17 protein-coding genes, 1 tRNA gene and 1 riboswitch are annotated in these 16,715 nt (G+C 36.8%); of the genes, 6 read left to right on the top strand and 12 right to left on the bottom strand.

Going from position 1 to position 16,715, the window contains the following annotated elements:
- Positions 1–18: 18 nt before the first annotated feature.
- The 4 genes from AC1FXP_RS12285 to AC1FXP_RS12270 all read right to left on the bottom strand — a co-directional run bounded on the left by AC1FXP_RS12285 (position 19) and on the right by AC1FXP_RS12270 (position 3,549).
- Positions 19–687, bottom strand: a complete 669-nt coding sequence (locus AC1FXP_RS12285; protein WP_480061742.1) for a methionine ABC transporter permease — start codon at positions 685–687, stop codon at positions 19–21.
- Entirely contained in the window at positions 680–1,705 is a 1,026-nt protein-coding gene (locus AC1FXP_RS12280) for a methionine ABC transporter ATP-binding protein (protein ID WP_480061740.1), read from the bottom strand. The genes AC1FXP_RS12285 and AC1FXP_RS12280 overlap by 8 nt, the downstream gene beginning before the upstream one ends.
- Before the next feature lie 136 nt (positions 1,706–1,841).
- A riboswitch (SAM riboswitch) is annotated at positions 1,842–1,955 on the bottom strand.
- 254 nt (positions 1,956–2,209) lie between these two features.
- Positions 2,210–2,941, bottom strand: a complete 732-nt coding sequence (locus AC1FXP_RS12275; protein ID WP_480061738.1) for a hypothetical protein — start codon at positions 2,939–2,941, stop codon at positions 2,210–2,212.
- Positions 2,942–3,138: 197 nt separating this feature from the next.
- A complete protein-coding gene (locus AC1FXP_RS12270; protein ID WP_480061736.1) occupies positions 3,139–3,549 on the bottom strand; it encodes a hypothetical protein in 411 nt (136 codons plus the stop codon).
- A gap of 173 nt (positions 3,550–3,722) precedes the next feature.
- Here AC1FXP_RS12270 and AC1FXP_RS12265 point away from each other — a divergent pair, with 173 nt between their 5' ends.
- Together AC1FXP_RS12265 and AC1FXP_RS12260 are read left to right on the top strand one after the other, a co-directional pair.
- Positions 3,723–4,652, top strand: a complete 930-nt coding sequence (locus AC1FXP_RS12265) for an ABC transporter ATP-binding protein (RefSeq protein ID WP_480061734.1) — start codon at positions 3,723–3,725, stop codon at positions 4,650–4,652.
- A 1-nt stretch (position 4,653) separates the two neighbouring features.
- Positions 4,654–5,766 carry an ABC transporter permease gene (locus AC1FXP_RS12260; RefSeq protein ID WP_480061732.1) on the top strand — a complete coding sequence of 371 codons (1,113 nt, stop codon included), beginning with the start codon at positions 4,654–4,656 and terminating at the stop codon, positions 5,764–5,766.
- A gap of 83 nt (positions 5,767–5,849) precedes the next feature.
- On the opposite strand, the gene AC1FXP_RS12255 is transcribed toward AC1FXP_RS12260, so the two are convergent.
- The 3 genes from AC1FXP_RS12255 to AC1FXP_RS12245 all read right to left on the bottom strand — a co-directional run bounded on the left by AC1FXP_RS12255 (position 5,850) and on the right by AC1FXP_RS12245 (position 8,176).
- On the bottom strand, positions 5,850–6,875 hold the full coding sequence (locus AC1FXP_RS12255; protein WP_480061730.1) for a LacI family DNA-binding transcriptional regulator: 1,026 nt from the start codon (positions 6,873–6,875) through the stop codon (positions 5,850–5,852).
- Positions 6,876–7,073: 198 nt separating this feature from the next.
- A complete protein-coding gene (locus AC1FXP_RS12250) occupies positions 7,074–7,325 on the bottom strand; it encodes a hypothetical protein (protein WP_480061728.1) in 252 nt (83 codons plus the stop codon).
- 698 nt (positions 7,326–8,023) lie between these two features.
- Entirely contained in the window at positions 8,024–8,176 is a 153-nt protein-coding gene (locus AC1FXP_RS12245) for a hypothetical protein (protein WP_250094592.1), read from the bottom strand.
- A 178-nt stretch (positions 8,177–8,354) separates the two neighbouring features.
- Between AC1FXP_RS12245 and AC1FXP_RS12240 the strand changes: the two genes are divergently transcribed.
- Positions 8,355–8,429: transfer RNA gene (locus AC1FXP_RS12240), tRNA-Gln, on the top strand.
- 78 nt (positions 8,430–8,507) lie between these two features.
- On the opposite strand, the gene AC1FXP_RS12235 is transcribed toward AC1FXP_RS12240, so the two are convergent.
- The 4 genes from AC1FXP_RS12235 to AC1FXP_RS12220 all read right to left on the bottom strand — a co-directional run bounded on the left by AC1FXP_RS12235 (position 8,508) and on the right by AC1FXP_RS12220 (position 12,155).
- Entirely contained in the window at positions 8,508–9,410 is a 903-nt protein-coding gene (locus AC1FXP_RS12235; RefSeq protein ID WP_480061726.1) for an AEC family transporter, read from the bottom strand.
- Positions 9,411–9,759: 349 nt separating this feature from the next.
- Positions 9,760–10,776 carry a S8 family peptidase gene (locus tag AC1FXP_RS12230; RefSeq protein ID WP_480061724.1) on the bottom strand — a complete coding sequence of 339 codons (1,017 nt, stop codon included), beginning with the start codon at positions 10,774–10,776 and terminating at the stop codon, positions 9,760–9,762.
- 52 nt (positions 10,777–10,828) lie between these two features.
- On the bottom strand, positions 10,829–11,023 hold the full coding sequence (locus tag AC1FXP_RS12225; protein WP_480061722.1) for a hypothetical protein: 195 nt from the start codon (positions 11,021–11,023) through the stop codon (positions 10,829–10,831).
- A gap of 373 nt (positions 11,024–11,396) precedes the next feature.
- Positions 11,397–12,155, bottom strand: coding sequence for a carbon-nitrogen hydrolase family protein (locus tag AC1FXP_RS12220; protein WP_480061720.1), 759 nt, complete (start codon positions 12,153–12,155; stop codon positions 11,397–11,399).
- Positions 12,156–12,473: 318 nt separating this feature from the next.
- On the opposite strand from AC1FXP_RS12220, the gene AC1FXP_RS12215 reads away from it, so the two are divergent.
- Entirely contained in the window at positions 12,474–12,836 is a 363-nt protein-coding gene (locus AC1FXP_RS12215) for a hypothetical protein (RefSeq protein WP_480061718.1), read from the top strand.
- A 190-nt stretch (positions 12,837–13,026) separates the two neighbouring features.
- On the opposite strand, the gene AC1FXP_RS12210 is transcribed toward AC1FXP_RS12215, so the two are convergent.
- A complete protein-coding gene (locus AC1FXP_RS12210; RefSeq protein ID WP_480061716.1) occupies positions 13,027–14,097 on the bottom strand; it encodes an ATP-binding protein in 1,071 nt (356 codons plus the stop codon).
- 197 nt (positions 14,098–14,294) lie between these two features.
- On the opposite strand from AC1FXP_RS12210, the gene AC1FXP_RS12205 reads away from it, so the two are divergent.
- Entirely contained in the window at positions 14,295–15,797 is a 1,503-nt protein-coding gene (locus tag AC1FXP_RS12205; protein WP_480061714.1) for a transposase, read from the top strand.
- Between the two features lie 335 nt (positions 15,798–16,132).
- Complete coding sequence (locus AC1FXP_RS12200) at positions 16,133–16,702, top strand: biotin transporter BioY (protein ID WP_480061712.1); 570 nt, start codon at positions 16,133–16,135, stop codon at positions 16,700–16,702.
- The last annotated feature ends 13 nt before the right edge of the window (positions 16,703–16,715 follow it).

Raw genomic sequence — 16,715 nt, 5'->3', positions numbered from 1 at the left:
AATTAAAAATCCCCCTTGTTATCGTTTATCTGTTTTATTTGTAAAGTAGTCACCAATCCATTGAATAAGAAAGACAATGATTAAAATGACCACTGTTGCAACTAATGTAATTTGACTGTTGTTTCGTTGAAAACCTTCAAGGTAAGCAAAGTGTCCGAGTCCACCTGCTCCAATTACACCGGCCATAGCCGTGAAGCTAACTAACGAAATAGCTGTTACGGTTATACCGGAAATGAGTGCTGGAAGCGACTCAGGAATAAGGACTTTTCGAATGATATCCCATTTGGTTGCTCCCATTGCTTGAGAAGCTTCAATAACACCTTTATCAATTTCCCTTAATGCCATCTCGACCATCCGAGCATAAAACGGAGCCGCTCCAATGATTAATGCTGGTAAGGCTGCATTGGCTCCAAGCATCGAACCAACGAGCATACGTGTAAATGGTATCAACAAAACAATTAAAATAATGAACGGAATCGAGCGAAACACATTAACAATTAAACTAAATACCGTATTAATCCACTTGTTTTCCCAAAGGTTTCCTTTGCTCGTTAAATACAAGACAAGGCCTAAAATTAACCCAATGATAAATGTCGCCGCGACGGAAATCCCCGTCATATAAAGAGTCTCGAGTGTGGCGTCCCATAACCGATCCCATCTTACCCTTCCAAACCATTGATCAAGCATGGGCGATCACCTCCACTTCCACTTGTTTCTCGCGGATAAATGCAATGGCTTTGTCGATTTCATCTTTGTCACCTGTTAAGGCCACAAATAATGTTCCGTACGAACCCTCTTGTATCTTCGTTATTTTTCCTTGGATAATGTTGACCTCGACATCAAATTGTCTAATCAACTGGGTGATCAACGGACGTTCTGCTTCTTCTCCGACAAACGTCAGCTGCACCAGCTGCCCGTCCGGATAATCAGCAAGCATATGATCAACGGCTTCAACTGTTTCATCAGTCTCCGTAATTTGCTTAACGAATTCCTTTGTCATCTTCTCTTTTGGTTTACGGAACACTTCTCGTACAGGCCCTTTCTCAACAATCTTTCCAGCTTCCATAACCGCAACTTGATGACAAATCTTTCGAATGACATGCATTTCGTGCGTAATTAATATAATCGTCAATCCTAGTCGCTCGTTAATATCTACAAGTAAATCCAAAATTGAATCGGTTGTTTTAGGATCTAATGCCGACGTTGCTTCGTCACAAAGAAGAACTTTCGGGTTATTGGCTAACGCACGTGCAATACCGACACGCTGCTTTTGTCCCCCACTCAATTGAGATGGATAACTTTCTTCTCGGCCCTCTAAGCCAACAAGCTTAATTAATTCATCCACTCGCTTCATTCGCTCAGTCTTCTTCACACCAGCAATTTCAAGCGGAAACGCAATATTTTCCCGTACAGTCCGCGACCAAAGCAAGTTAAAGTGCTGAAAAATCATGCCGATTTCTTGTCTAGCTTTACGGAGCTCTGTTGGTTTTAGTTTTGAAAGATTTCTTCCAGCAACTACAACATCACCCTCGCTTGGCCTCTCAAGCATGTTCAACATTCGAATTAATGTACTTTTTCCCGCACCACTATATCCAATAACACCATAGATTTCACCTTCATTGATGGTAAGGTTAATCCCATCAACTGCCGTAACTTGACCATTTTTTGTTAGGAATATTTTCCGAATTCCTGTTAATGAAATCATCCGCTCCTCCTTCCCCTTATAGGTAGCATTCCCTATAAGAATACTCAAATTTATTACAACATTTTTTCTGAATTATTATTCCCACAATGTAAAAAACCTTTCTGTATGATGAGCAGAAAGGTTTATTTATTCCCTTCTCTCATCTTTCAAAGCATTACACTTTGCAGGATTTAGCACCTTCTTAGATCGCATTCGATCCAACGGTTGCCGGGCATCGTCGGGCCAGTCCCTCCGCCACTCTGGATAAGAGTCTATTAAATTCAGTTATTTGTTTATATTAGCAATGAGAGAATGATAGCACAATCACAAAATGATTGTCAACAAATAATATTACATTGATATAATTTTTTATTCAGATTTATCGAAAAATAAAGTAGCGGTACTCCCTTTTACTTTTTTACTCGCCATAACTCCGCATTAATTCGCCATGTACAGAAAAGAACAAAAAAGCACGATCACTCGTCTCAGTTAGACTGATGATCGTGCACCGCACATTTAAGAGAGTTATTCAAAGAATTTATAAACCTCTTCTATACTACTAGTTTCCAATACAATCTCTTCAGTGTCAAAAATAATATAGAAAGGATATTCTTCTATGCCTAATTCTTTCGCACCGCTTGGTAGGTTAGAACCACCTATGTTCACACTACCGGTTTCAATTTCTTCTAAGTCATCCATTAAAGCCATCAACTTGTGAACATGATCAATATTCTCTTCATATGTTCTTGAACTTTCAAAGTAACCATGAACTGTATACTTACCATTATCATACGCCTTTAAATTGGCAATCACATCATCTCTCGTCAATTTAACTGTGAAAAAAGTAACTTGTTCCGCTTTATAATAAGGAAACCCCTTTTGTTCTTCCATCATTTCAAAGAACGTTTTCCTATCACCATTAATTGCCGTTCTTGTTTCTTTAAAGTTTCCTTCAACCCAAACCCTCACATTGCCTGATTCTGCTTCACCGATGGTGATCTCTTCTCCTTCATCATTTAAAAGTATAGTGCTATTTGTTAATTCAACCCAATAACCATATATATAGTCTGGGATATAAAAGTCCTGTTTTTCTCTAGGAGTTAAATCATCATCAACATACACAAAGAATAATGAATTTAGTTCATCTTCATAGTGAATCATCCCTTGAAAATCTGGTTCTTTTTCTAGCACCTTCTCTGTTTCACTACAGCCAACGAAAAGAAAGAGCAACGTAACTACAAATAATAAGTGTTTCATATTTTAAAAAACCTCAACTTTTCTGCTCAATTGTGTTATTTTCTATCTTAACATTGATCTCCTTTAAGTTGGGTAAACATAAACCTTTGTCCCATCCATACAAACACTACTCATTCACAACCAATTCAAAGTCTATTTCAGCTGTCCAACCACAAGTAAAGCGAACAGTGCTAGAACTGTTCGCTCTTATTTATCTGTTATGGCGCAAACGGAAAGTATGTGAAAGTAACGACAAAAAGTGCAAATGCTCCGAAACATAGATAAATAAGACTAAATAATATATCCAAACTAATTAATCCCCATTTTTGCCACGACTGTTTCTTTAATGCAGCATTGATCCAGCGGTAATTAATCATCATAAGTAAATAGAGTGCTAGAACAATAAAACAGGATACGACCCATTGCCCGACAGGTTCTGAAGTTTCTACACTTCGTTCTATAAAGAACCCCGATTGGAGTTTAATTATTTGACTAACAACAATAAAAATGACCGCCATTATTCCCCCAATTCCACCAAGCCATTTCTTTTCTTGTTTTGTCGTACCAATTAACAAACACCCACCAACCACAGCAAATAAAACAAATATAAAAAAATCGATTGTGACCATCCCCCTTCACTTATCTACACTACCCTATTCAAATCTACTACTTTGTTTTAAATTTTAACACTAATTCCCATTTTAAGTTAATAAAATAAAAATGGTTCAGATATCGTGAAACTATTCTGCAAATTATTTCGTATTATTACATGCTGAAATTTCAATGAAAGTGAGGAGAGTAAATGGCTGTATTAACAGTAAAAAATCTAAAAAAATCATTTGGAACCATTCATGCTGTGCAGGACATCAATTTTTCAGTAAAAGCTGGAGAAGTATTTACGATCATTGGTCCAAATGGAGCAGGAAAAACGACGACTCTTGAAATGATTGAAGGGTTGGTTACACCGGATCATGGAGAGATCCACTTTGGTGAGTTGAATTGGGATCAGCACGCAAAAACGATTAAAAAGAAAATTGGTGTACAGCCCCAGTCAAGTGCTATGTTTGACTTATTAACCCCTGAAGAAAACCTGAACCTTTTTGCTACTTTTTATGACAAGGCCCGCCCTACTGAGGAAATTCTAGAACTCGTTAATCTTACTGATCACCGCAATAATCATGTAAAAAAACTATCTGGAGGTCAGCGCCAACGACTTGCCATTGGCCTCGCGATGATTAGTGACCCTGACATCATCTTCCTCGATGAACCGACAACAGGACTTGATCCTCAAGCAAGGCGAAACATCTGGGACATTGTCCTCCAGCTAAAAGCATTAGGAAAAACGACAATCTTAACAACCCACTATATGGAAGAAGCTGAAAAGTTGAGTGATCGAGTTTGTATCGTAGATCAAGGAAAAGTCATCACCGTAGATACACCATCTGCCCTTATAGAAAAGTTAACGGAAGAACGCGAAGTACGATTATCATTCCTTGACGGAGCTGAAGCTGCAGAAGAAGCTGATCTATTTTCTAGAAACCTTGAATCCGTTGCCCGTACAGAACGCGAAGAAACGTCTTTAAAACTATGGACAACGAACCCTGAGGATACATTGTATGACTTATTTGGATTTACGAAGGAAAAGAACTATCAGGTAGAGCAAGTCTCGATCCGTGAAATGAGTTTGGAAGATGTGTTTATTGCCTTCACTGGTAAGGAATGGAGGGATTGAGTTGAAGCAGTTTAAGCAAATGTTCTTAGCCCAATTAAAGCTGACGTTTCGTGAAAAACAAGCTTGGTTTTGGGGGATTTTCTTCCCTGTTATCTTGATGGTCATCTTTATGTCTATTTTTAGCGGCAGTTCAGATAGTGAGTTTACTGCAGAAGTAGCGATCGTAAATGAAAATCCAAATGCAACTTCAGAAATGCTCCTTGAGCAAATTATTGAAATTCCAGTACTGGAAATGGAAACGACTGAACTTATCAGTCGAGAGGAAGCCGAGGAGATGGTAAAATATCAGGATGTAAATGCAGCCATCGTTTTACCAGAATCAGAAGATGACACTTCTATCCTGCTTATCGTAAATAAAGAAGACGAACAAGGGGTAACTACACAAGCCCTTTCAGGCATGCTTAATCATTTTGTACAACAAGCCAATCTCTATGCTGTGGGTGCAACACCTACATATGAATTACAATTTGAATCGATCTCTTCTGGCGATACCGAATTAAGCTATACAGACTTTCTTCTTACTGGAATGATTGCCTTAGCCATCGCTCAAGGTGGAATGTTTGGTATGGTTGATTTAGTAGAAATGCGCCGAAAAGGGTTGATCAAAAGGTTGCGAATGACGCCTGCAAATATGAACCTTTTTGGGTTAAGTGACATGGTCATGCGCTTGCTATTTAGCGTCATACAAATTATTTTATTATCTCTCATAGGTGTACTCATATTTGGGGCAAATCTATTTATTAACTTTCCGAGTCTCCTTGTCGTCTTCTTATTAGGGGCATTATCTTTTAATGCGTTAGGATATTTCTTTTCTTCCTTCAGCAAAACGACAGAAGCTTATATGGGAGTGGCCAATATTACGAGCTTCCTCATGATGTTTTTAAGCGGTGTGTTCTTCCCAGTTGAAACGATGCCGTCATGGCTTCAGCCCATATCAAATATCCTTCCCCTCACCTATTTTGTGGAAGGCTTAAGAGAAAGTATGGTTTATTCAACTAGTGTCTTTTCAAGTACACTTTGGAGTGGCATTGGGATTATGGTCTTATGGGGTTTCATTACCTTTATGATTGGATCATGGTTATATAAAAGAAAATCAATTGTAGCAACGCGGTAAGTATTTGTATATGAACCAAAAATGGGGTGTCTCAATAGGTCAAAAATAGACCTTTTGAGACACCCCCTCTCCTAAATCGTCATTCAACCTTCATCCAAACGCTTACCTATAGACAATTCCTTTGTGGATTTACGGATCACTAACTCTGGCGGCAGCATAATGCGTTGCTTGTTTCCTAATTCCCCATTAATTTCACTAATTAATATATCAACAATCTGTTTACCTATTTGTTCAATTGGTTGAGCAATGGTTGTTAATGGTGGATCGCAAATCGTTGCTAGTAATGTATTATCAAATCCAATGACAGAGAAATCATTTGGGATATCTAGCTGGAATGATCTTGCCGCCCGAGATACTCCTATTGCTAAAATTTCATTTCCTGCAAAAATGGCCGTAGGAGGTTCTTTCAAAGACAATAATTCTTCGGTTGCCTGTTCTCCTCCTGTCACTGTTGGTTCTACTTCTCGGATGAGTGCGTCATCAAAAGGTAAGCCCATTTCAATCATTGCATCAACATACCCTTTTATTCTCTCATGACTGCTTCGAACATTTTTCTCAGCAATCATTGCTATTTTTTTATGGCCAAGAGAACCAAGATAAGCAGTAGCTTTATATCCACCTTTGTAATCATCAACAGAAACAGTATTTAAATTAAGAGAAGGGATATCCTGACTAGTTAAAGCAACGGGAATCCCTTGCTTCACCATATTTTCAATTAAACCGACTTGCTTAAAACGGGATGCTAGTATACAGCCATCCACTTTTTTTCTCAATAGTAAGGAGATGTATTTCGCTTCTTTCTCTTCACTATCATTTGTGCTGCATATGACTACACTGAAGCCACGTTCATGAGCACGTTCTTCCATACTAGCTGTAATTTCTGCGAAAAAAGGATTAGTTAAATCCGGAATTAATACCCCTATTGTTTCCGTCCTCTTCCCTGTCAGAGCAGAAGCGAGAACGCTAGGTTGATAGTTTAATTCCTCCATAATCTTCAAAACTTTTTTTCTTGTTTCTTTTCCGATTCGTCCATTTTTATTAATCACTTTCGATACAGTTGCAATAGATACTCCTGCCTTCTTCGCAACATCATAGATAGTTGGTTGCATAATAATTTACCTTTCCATGTCTGATATCCCTATTTAATACGAGTCATAGCGTTACCAGCATTTCTTCTACTTTCGTTATGTTACAGAATCATAATTTTTTAGTTTAGACATAATACTCCTACTTTAATTATACACTTATATGAAAACGATTTCAAGACACTTACTAATGCTAACATCAAACCTTTAATGTATGTATAATCAATGAAATTCCCCGGCGTTGTACTTATCTAACAGTAGCTCTTGAACAAATTGAATGCATTCAGGAGATAAAGTAGACCTTTCAGGATGAATGATATCCCCATATGGCCTGCCACCAACAAATTTAACCTCTCCTTCAAAATCTTTTTCTAAAAAGTGATCGTACCCAGAGAATTTCACAAAAGTTGTTTTATGCTCTGTATTGCTAAAATCAACTATTCTTAATACGTGGTGTTGAAGTTCTTGATCCATTATGTTTCCTCCTTTGCTGTCTTCCAACATAAAAACCTGTTAATGGGATTATGTCAAATTTTGAGTAGGTCTGTAAAATCATTTTTTGACTAGACTGTAACAAACAAAAAAACCTAGCTACCATCAGCTTGAATTTTAATCGTTAACACCTTAGGAGACCCAACCAGTCCAACATCACCTTATCAAACTTGCTTGACTGAAATTAATGCTTCTGAGAGGGAACTGTGATGTTTGTTCGTTCCGTAGGTTCATAAAATTTTGTCACTTACTCAAAAAATTCATCCATACAGCACGATACATTTAAGAGATGCAAGAGTTTTTAACGGCGATTACCAACTCTTCTTACTCAGCAATAATACGACGAACATGTCGGAATGATTTATGTCTTAGATCATGGAAATCGGTTTAGAGGGATGCTGTTAAATGAATGAGTAATGAACCCATTACCTCCCTTCCAACAATTGTTGCTCATGACCAGCACCAATATGTTAAAGATAATAAGGCAACATGAATTTCATTTGAATTACCCATGGGAGGTTTGATTATGACGAAAAATAGTAATAAAAGCGGCGGTACGAAACAGAAAAAAGGAAGCAGACCTAAGCACAAAACAAGTAGTAGTGCAAATGGACGAAATAGTTACCACTAAATAACGTAAAGTGTCTGTCCCTTCAACTCGATCAGGGACAGACACTTTTTTACTCTTCAGTTACTCGATTTCTAAATGCCTCTTTTGTAACTAAGTACCCATCTTCTTCAATATTATTTTTCGGCTTCTTCATTTCACTACCTTTTGGAAATGCACCGGGATGACTTTTCCTCTTATGATTAAAGCTTTTTCCAGTTGCCAATACGATCCCCCCTTTTGAAGTTATTCTTAATTAGTTTTTTCATAATTGTCGTAGTTATGCATGATTATCGTACTAAGGCAGCTTTTCATAAGTAGAAGATTGAATCAACATACTATAAATTTTACATTTAAGTCGTATAATCTTGCTGAATGAGCATATTATATAAATGTCGCTTCGCTGGGCTATAGCCAAGCGGTAAGGCAACGGACTTTGACTCCGTCATGCGTAGGTTCGAATCCTGCTAGCCCAGCCATTTTCTTTTCATTAAATAATCCCACAGGATAGCTTCTTTTAACCAAGCATAATCCCTTCACCCAATACACAGTTGCATCTAAATAATAAAATTAGCAAAAACATACAATATTATGATACTAATGACAATCGTTATGTTAGATATAGTAGCAACTAGACGAGTAGTGCTATATTTAAATTCGACCGCAAATACTAAGGCAGATGCTGCAACAGGTAGTAACAGCCCAATCATTATTGTATATCGAAACATCTGATCGTATGGAAGGGAGAAATACAAAGCTACACCAACAAGCAAACCTAAGCTATAACGAAAAGTTAAATATTTCAATATAGGTTTTATAAATTGTTTTTCAACTTTAAAATTCAAATAAAGTCCTAATAGTAATAAAGATAAAGGAATATTGGCTGCTGATATTGTACTCGCAACTTGAATCAGTGTATCAGGCAATTGAACATTACTAAAATTTAATGCACTCGCAATAATATAGGTCATTAAAGGGATAGACTTGCCAAGCTTCTTAAATATATCTAATGGCTTAAGACGTAGCCCTTCTTTTGAAAAGTAACTTCCGAAAATATAGGCGAGTCCAAAGACAATAAATGATGTTCCAACATCAAACATACTAAAATGCGTTAACCCCTCCATTCCCCACATTGCATAAACGAGAGGAAATGCAAATAATCCAACATTAAATCCGGAGAGCATTAGAAAAGAGCCTTTTAGTTCTCTTTCCTCATTTTTAAAAACTAACAAACCGAGAAACACTGTAATTAAACCAAAAATGAACACGATAAATGGTAAATAAATTAAAGTGGTATCGATATCCACTGAATGAAATGTAACAATCACTAAAGCAGGAAGGGTAATTTTAAAAATAATTTTCGAGATAACTTCCCCATCTTTTTCTTGTAAAATATTGAAACGTTTTAATAGGTATCCAAGACCAATGATTAAAATAATATAAAGAAATTCCTGGTTCATAAAAACATACGCTCCTCAGAGTATTTGTATTTGCATAAGAAAGAGTTTGAGTAAAAAAGCTACTCCTCCACTATAGCTTGAAATACAAAAAAATTCATATGTTTCAGATTCCGAACCAGAATTATAAATATCTGGAAATATAAATTTTGGCCTTCTCAGCGGTTTTCTATTTCTTCTTTTGGCGGTATAAACCCATAGATTTATAGCCTTGGGCCGTAACTGCAGTTTTACTCACCGTAACTTTTGCCTTACTTACCATAACGCCTCGAACACTCGCCACTTTGGTGCTACTAAGACAAAAAGCTGCGATTTCAAAGGGAAATCAGCAGCTTATTCTAATTCTTATTCTTTATTTCGTGGAAGTAATCTTATGATCTTCTTTCGCTGTAACTAAACTAGATACTAGCTTCAAAATACCATTCCCTTGAAAGCGTCGGCTATAATTTAATGAAACCGTTCTTTTAATAAGCTGAGCGTAAAGTTCCGGTTCTGATAACGGACAATCAAACTCTTTCTCACTCTGTTCAATAATAAGCGCGGCCGCTCCTGATATATGCGGTGCTGCCATCGATGTTCCTGATAATACCGCAAATTCATTGTTAAGATAGGTAGAAAGGATCTCTTCACCTGGGGCAACTAAGTCAATCTTACAATTGGTATTACTAAATTTAGAGATCTCCTCTTGTAAATTCACCGACCCGACTTGTACTACTTCTGGATATGCACCCGGATAGGCATACTCATCTGTTTCATCACTTCCATCCCCATCATTACCTGCAGCACATACAACAAGGATATTCTGCTTTATTGCTTCTTGAATGGCCTGATGCAATTCAGGGCTATCTTCTCTACCTCCTAATGACATAGAGATAACGCGTACTCGTTCACCTTTTTCTCCTCGCCAATTTATAGCATGACGGACACCTTCTGTTACCCACTTTGTATCTCCATACCCTTGTCCTGACAAAACTTTCAGGACAAGAAGCTTTGCTTTTGGTGCTACACCGATGACACCAGCCTCATTCTCAGCAGCACAAATTGTTCCACAAACATGAGTTCCATGGCCGTTATAGTCTTCAAAAATGGTTCGATCACCATTATCATCTGTTGAAAAATTGTAACCATCAATGATTTGGTCTTTGAGTTCAAAATGATCGGAATCACAACCTGTGTCCAGAACAGCAATAACAATTCCTTCACCAGAATAACCTTGCTCCCAAACAGAAGGAGCCTCGATTAACTCTATCCCTGGTGGAATAATTTTTGTTTCTTTCATGACAGTTTGAACCGTATAAGGGATTAAGCTTACTTTACTCAATGTGATTCCCCCTTTTCGAATAATGGCGACATATATTCCATTTACCATTAGTACGCCACTATAAATATAAACATTTTGTATCATTTTAACTATTCATGCATCATTCGACTAAACTCGTATTATAATAATTGGTAAGAAGGTTTTCATTTTGTATAGACGGTTCCTTAAGGGAAGCGTCTTTTCTTTTTGGACTTTTTCTGAGTTCTTTCACATTTTTTAATCCGAGAGTGATGGAAGAGAAAATTGTGGCGGCAAGCACTAACAATTTTAGAAAAAGCTCCAGCCACTCCAACACGACTATCACCTCCTTGTTTACAAAACAAGCCCTACACAGTAAATAGATAACTGGCAAGGCTTGTTCGAGGAAATTCATAAAATAGTAGCACTTCAGGATAATTATGGAATATATGTCACTTATTATTCTATCATGATCAGAGGCGTCAAGGTGAAAAAATACGAATATTCGTTCGTTTATACTGGTTAGATTTCTATCCTAAAATCATTACTTATTACTTAATCCCTAGGTCAAGCAACTCTAGTAAATAGAAGAGGGATAAATGGATTAGAGTTATGACAAAGGTCGACTTATCGGTATATTCGGCTGTCATATCTTACTCTATCAGCTGTCTTGTTGATACTCTGACGTACCTGAAATATAAAATAAAAGGTCAATCAATCTTAATCACTTCATAGTCAGACGATAATAAGTTCATGTTATCTAAATCCCAGTCAAAAATTAAAATAGCAGATTGATCAGATTTGTACGAAAGTAGTCGTTCCCCATTCTTAATAACCAAACTTTCCGCGTCCCAAAACGAAACAGTTTTATCTTCCCCCGTTCGATTGCACACAAATATAGGTAACTCAGTATCAATAGACCTTTGTTCCCACTCACCATTCGGTCCGTGTAAACCTGGCCCCCAAGACGCAGGAGCAACTAGAACTTCTGCCCCTTTTGTTACTAAAATATCTGCAATATTTTTTGTGTAAGCATCTGCACAAATTAACACTCCAACCTTTATATCTCCCAAATCTATCGGCTCTAAGAACTCACCTGATGTAGACCAATTATCTACTCTTGCGATTTTACTTTGTTTTCCTAGCAATTCACCTTTTTGATTAATAACAAAAACTGAATTATATAGCTTATTATCCTGCTTTTCCGCACAACCTATAAATAAGGTTGTTTTTAGCGACTCAACCTTTTGAAAAAAATCCGTCAGCCATTTATCCGGTTGTTGATTAATCCAATCAGTCCCAACGATATGAGTAAATTGTAGTCCACTAGTAGCTAATTCTGGTGTAATAATCCAATCCACATCTTTTTCTGCTGCTTGTTTAACTGCTTTTTCTATAAGGTTTTGATTATATGTAATATCGCCAGCAATTGGTAATAAGTGCAATAAAGCAATCTTTACTTCCCTCATGAAATTCCTCCCACTTCATCCTCGTACTTTTATACCTTAGATCATACTACTAAACTTTTAGAACTTTGTGTGAGTTTACTTCATTTATTATAGGTAGGTATTATTCATATGAATTGTGAAATCTTGCTAGTTTTATTGTCACTTGTTAAAAAACCACAATAACATTGGGGATTTTCTTACACCGGATGCTTTTAAGCATATTGTTTCATTCAAACGCACTAATAAACTTTTTAAAAAGACTTTATTAGTTTAACGTTTTAAACTTTGATATTTCGGGTAATGAAAGAAAAAAGTGTAAGTACTTTAGGAGTGAAAGCTGTGTTAAATAAAGATAATTTAAATGTGGTTTGGCAAGGGATTGAATATAACATAACTGTCGTAGAGGAATTATATGGAATTCAAGTGTTTAGAAGAAATGACGATGAGTACTTGATTGCCATGGTTGAGAAACCGATCTCGAAAATTAAAGTGAAGGAACTCGGATTAAAATATCAACATATTTACTTTATCTATACATACCAAGAATTCGAGGATGAACCTTTTCGAGTCGTTTGCTATAGAAACAAAAAAATCATCACATGCGATACTTCTTGGAACAGTCTGATCGATGTATTGAATTATTTGTATGAAGGTTTTGGCTTTGATTTAGAAGATGAATACGACGTCATGAATAATGAATAATTGACTTCATTTTAATAATAGTACTACCCCCTTAAATGTTTTCTCTACCTTCCCAATATATACATATTGAGGACTGAGAACGAAGGGGGTTTTTAGATTGAGTGAGTATAGTTCACCTTACCATGAGATGCGAAAGCTAACAAAGACCCGTTTCGATTAGCTTACTAAAAAGCGCTATCTATTTCTCAGCTCAACTACCGTTGTTAGATTTACTGAATTCAGGAATGTTAATAGAAAACGTCGTCCCTTTGCCTTCTTTACTCTTTACACTGATACTGCCATGGTGATTTTTTATTATGTTATAAGAAATCATCAGTCCCAAACCTGTACCCTTTTCTTTTGTTGAATAAAAAGAAGTTCCAATTTTTTTAATTTGTTCGTTAGACATGCCGCAGCCTGTATCAGAAATAGTAACTGTAGCCCCATCACCATCATTATTAATTGTTACATCTACCTTTCCCTTTTCAGGAGTTGCTTCAAGAGCATTTTTGATAAAATTGATAAAAGCCTGTTTTAAATGGCCTTCATCACAGTTAACTTCTATGTATTCATTGTCACAATATAACTGCAAAGCGATATTCCTTTTAGTAGCTATATTACCTAATAATATCATCACATCCTTCATTAACTTACTTAGGTTAGTAGACTTTAATTGCTGTTCATGGGGTTTTGCAAATAATAACAAATCATTCGCTAATGCTTCTACTCGTTCTAACTCCTTTGTCATGATTGCTATGTAATCTTTGCCCTTTTTTGAGGTTTCATTATTCAATAAATCTGAAAAGCCTTTAATAATTGTCAAAGGGTTACGTATTTCATGTACAATTCCTGTTGCTAATTCGCCCATAACTGCTAATTTCTCAGATTGGAGTAAACGCTTTTGTATTTCTTTTCGCTCTGTTATATCTTGGATAATCACTTGTACGAACGTTTCATCTCCAAAATAAAAGACTGCCATTTTTGACTCTACTTCAATTATCTCCCCATTCGCATCAATCATTTGAAGTTCAGTCAGTCCTAATGACTTCTTTTCTTTTATAACTTGTTTCAAAGACTTTTCAAATAAAGCATGAAATTTACGATGGAGGAAAGTAAAATAGTCTTGGTTTAATAAGCTTTGCGAATACTTTAATTTTAACAATTGGAGACAAACTTTATTTGCATAAATGATCTCATGACCTTTAAGAACGAATTTCGCTGTAGCTGAATGCTCCAGAAGTTGATGAAAATCTAATTGCTTTCCATTAATCTCTAAAATCACAAATCTTTTCCCCTCCCTTATAATAAAATAGCTTCTCGGAAATTAGTTTTCCGTATCAGCTCTAGTCTTTCGACTAGGGCTTTTTTAGTGCTTCACCCCCAAACCAGGAGTGCGAACAAACTTTCCTCTTGACAAACATTTGTTCCCTGAACAATTTAAGTGAATGGTTTTTTCATCACTTGAACTGGGGGAACAAGATGCTTACTAACATTCGTACACATGAGACTTATCTTAACTTTGTAGTTGAACAGTTAGTCCTACAATTTAATGACAAAACATTTTTAAAGGATTTTTACTTAAAACCTATCGTTTGGTGTTCTTTGGTTGATCTAACCGATACTGGCACTCTGCTGAAAAATCGTTACTCCTCTAATCCTAGAGGAAGAAAACCTCGTAATCCTTGTGATATGCTTCGTAGTTTAATGCTTATGCATTATCAAAAGGTTACCAGTGTAGATCAATGGGTGTTCACCTTAAAAACAACTCCCATTTGGGCTACTCTTAGTGGCTTTACTCCAGATGATGTTCCTGGAGTGGGGACCTTTTATGACTTTTTCAACCGCTTTTGGCTGGCTTCAACTCCGCATTTATCGAATAGGAAGAAACGAAAGCTAAAAAAACCAAGAAAGAAAGGAAAAAAGAATCAGAAACTTGAACCGAAAAACCCGCAAGTTGTTCAATACCTAGTGAAACGCGGCTTAAAAAACAAGGAAGTTCGATATACATCCAAGGCGCATGATCAACTCCAAGTCCTTTTTCAATCCCTATTCGTCTATCCATCAGCGTCAAAAGGATTAGTAGGGAACACGAAATTGTTAAGCATTATGGCTGATGGGTCACCCGTTGTCACAGGTGGACGTCCATATGGTAAGTTTCTTTGCGATTGTCGCAAAAAAGGCAATTGGAAATGCCAATGTCCACGGAAATTTTCAGATCCTGACGCTGATTACGGTTGGGATAGTTCTCGTGAAAAGTACTATTATGGCCGAAGTCTTTTCATGGTAGCTGCTTCAGATAGTCCTTATGATTTACCGATTTATCCAAGGATGTATCGAGCTAGTAAACATGATTCCGTCTTGTTTGTAAGTACTTTTCATGAACTCAAATATTGGTATCCCGATTGGACATTTGGAGAAGTCATTCTAGACTCAGCTTTAGATGCTTATCCAATCTATGAAATGTTAGAACACCATGATATTTCTGCCATCATTGATCTGAATCCAAGACGTTCGAAACAGTTCATCTACAATGAAATGGACATAAATTTAGAAGGCGTTCCGATCTGCCCCATCGGTCGAAAAATGCTCGATTGGGGAGTCGATAAGAAACGATATCGTCGTAAATGGCGATGTCCAGCTGTCGTTGGTAAGTGGAAATGCCCAACACCTTGTTCCGAATCTGCCTATGGACGGACTTTTTATACGTCGACGAAGGACAACCCTCGTCTCTTTCCTAGAGTAAAACGTGATAGTAAAGAATGGTATAAGCGTTATGCTTTACGTACTGGGGTCGAGCGTTGTATCAAACGACAAAAAATTGATTATCGTTTAGAGGATTCAAGAGGGCGTAGTTCAAGACATTGGAATATTCGAAGTTATATCATCGGCATGTGCCACCATGCCGATGCGTGGTTCAAGGAAGCAAAAAAGAATAATTTTTTGAGCCTCAATCAAGCAATTAAATCTATTTTGTCCCTATAAACTCATCTTAAAGAACATATTTTAAAAAATCCACTACTTGTGGTTTATTTGAATATGCACTTTTTTGAAAATGGCTTTGAAAATTCCATTTTTTCCTCTAGAAACCTGCTTTCATCCCCCATAAGACCCAAAATCAGTCACTTAATTTCCGAGTCTCTATATAAAAAATACTATAAACTAAACGTAACACAATTACCATAATTTTGGTATCCTATTAACAATTTTATTAAATCCCCATCGTTAACCAAATATAAAATAACGTTGACAATTCAGGATCCCTCCTTTTATACTACGAGAAAGCTCACTTCAAAAAATTACAAAAAAGAGGGAATAATATGAAACTACGTAACATGATTTTTGCTGCACTTTTTGCCGCTGTTGTTGGCGCTTTAGGGATTCTACCACCGATTACACTTCCAATTTCCCCTGTTCCTATTACAGCTCAAACGTTAGGAGTTATGCTTGCCGGTGCGATTTTAGGTGCACGAAACGGTGCTCTCAGTCTTGGAATCTTTGTCGCTCTTGTAGCAATTGGCATTCCACTTCTTGCTGGTGGTCGAGGGGGCATTAGTGTACTATTTGGTCCAAGTGGCGGCTATATTTTGAGCTGGCCAATTGCTGCATTTGTCATCGGATATTTAGTTGAAAAGTATTGGCTTAAGATGAATATTGCCCGTTTTATTCTATTTAACATCATTGGCGGTATCGTTCTTGTCTATGTTTGTGGCATTAGTTATCTTTCAATTATTACTGGGATTCCTTGGACAACTGCTGCGTTTCAATCACTTATTTATTTTCCAGGGGATGTAACAAAGGCGATCATAGCGGGAATTACGGCAATGCAAATTAAGAAAGTTTATCCTCTTATTAAAAAATCGACTGACGAATTACATAAAACTGCTTAACAAAGTGAATAAA

The organism is Halalkalibacter sp. HAAS-P013, from assembly GCF_056619925.1.
This window is presented reverse-complemented; position numbering and strand designations above follow the sequence as displayed.